General features: G+C 60.7%; 3 protein-coding genes. All 3 read right to left on the bottom strand.

All coding sequences use genetic code 11. The features are described from left to right. Positions 1-224: IS66 family transposase (locus AWB78_RS42665; RefSeq protein WP_198399511.1), on the bottom strand; the 224-nt coding region annotated here is incomplete at its 3' end. Positions 225-320: 96 nt separating this feature from the next. Continuing rightward, positions 321-671 (bottom strand): IS66 family insertion sequence element accessory protein TnpB, encoded by a 351-nt coding sequence (gene tnpB / locus AWB78_RS42660; RefSeq protein WP_062613321.1) that lies wholly within the window; start codon positions 669-671, stop codon positions 321-323. Next, positions 652-1,128: an IS66-like element accessory protein TnpA gene (gene tnpA / locus AWB78_RS42655; RefSeq protein WP_062613323.1), complete on the bottom strand. Its 477-nt coding sequence runs from the start codon at positions 1,126-1,128 to the stop codon at positions 652-654. The genes tnpB and tnpA overlap by 20 nt, the downstream gene beginning before the upstream one ends. Positions 1,129-1,215 lie beyond the last annotated feature (87 nt).

Below are 1,215 nucleotides of genomic sequence, written 5' to 3'. Positions count from 1 at the left end.
GCTTCCGCTTCATTGAGGAACAGGTCCCGCTGGGCATCGCTGCGTGCTTCGCTCTTCGCCCCGAACAGCCGTCGCTCGAATGCCTTCAGCTGTTCCTTGAGCAAATCACGCTCGACCTTCGTGACCCGCAGTTCGCCACGCAGCGCGTCGCGCTCGGCGAGCATCGCATCGCGTTCGGCGATGAGGGCAGCGAGTTCTTCGGCGGTGATCAAAATGCGGTTCATGCCACAACCATACCGGCTTGCGCTGCGAAATAGGTTTACGTCACCGCGCAAATTGTTGTGCCCGCGCTGCGCTCGTGCGACAGCGATACATCCTCCTCAGCTCACGCGTGCATAGTATCGCGCCGGGTGCTTGCGCATCGCTGCCAGATCAATGCCCTCCAGCAGCCAATGCAGTTGCTCGACACTCAGTTCCAGTACTGGTTCGCTGCGCGGCCAGGCAAAGCGGTCAGCCTCCAGGCGGCGCAGCATCAGCCAGAACCCGTTACGCTCCCATAGCAGAAGCTTCAGGCGATCGGCACGCCGGTTGCGGAACACGTAGACCGCCCGTGCGAACGGATCGAGTCCCAGTGCCTGCTCCACGATCGTCGAAAGGCCCGTAATGCCCTTGCGGAAATCGACGGCATCGCGGTGAACGTAAACCTTCAGATCAGCGTCGAACCGGAACATGGCACCTTCCCAGCGTCTCGATCATCGTCATCACCAGGCTTGAATCATCGCCGGCACATTCAAGGGTGAGCTTCACACCGTTAGGCAGTTCGGCAATCAGTTGCGACGGCAGCGTGACGCGTTGCGCCTGCCGTGCGAGCGCAACCGGTGCCGCATGAGCCTCGCATGCCGTAACATCGGCATGTCCCGGCTGAACGACCGGGATGAACGTCGGCATTGCCTTGGCCACGCCGTTCGGCGCCCCATCACTGGTAGCATCGCTTTGATACTGACGAATCCATTTACGCAACAGGTTGGCGTTCAGGCCGTATTCCAGCGCCATCCCGGCGACGGACACCCCTGATCGCAGACAGGCCAGCACCAACTCACGCTTGGCCTGTTCATCAAAGCAACGGCGCTTGCCATCACGCTCAAAGCCCCTTACCAGCCGCTCCTTCAGATTCCTGTCCTCTGCCATGGGTAGTGTCCACTTGAAAGTTGAAGTGGACACCAGCATCGCCTATCACTCATCGCGCGGGAAGGACGCCGACAACGGACCGCTTAC

This window comes from Caballeronia calidae, assembly GCF_900044055.2.
Classification (GTDB): Bacteria; Pseudomonadota; Gammaproteobacteria; order Burkholderiales; family Burkholderiaceae; genus Caballeronia; species Caballeronia calidae.
Note: the sequence above shows the minus strand (reverse complement) of the source record. Positions and strands in the feature narration are given on the sequence as shown.

What these genes read in the sequence shown, in the direction of transcription:
- tnpB (WP_062613321.1), bottom strand. Translation starts at nt 671, where the DNA reads ATGTTCCGGTTCGACGCTGATCTGAAGGTTTACGTTCACCGCGATGCC.
- tnpA (WP_062613323.1), bottom strand. Translation starts at nt 1,128, where the DNA reads ATGGCAGAGGACAGGAATCTGAAGGAGCGGCTGGTAAGGGGCTTTGAG.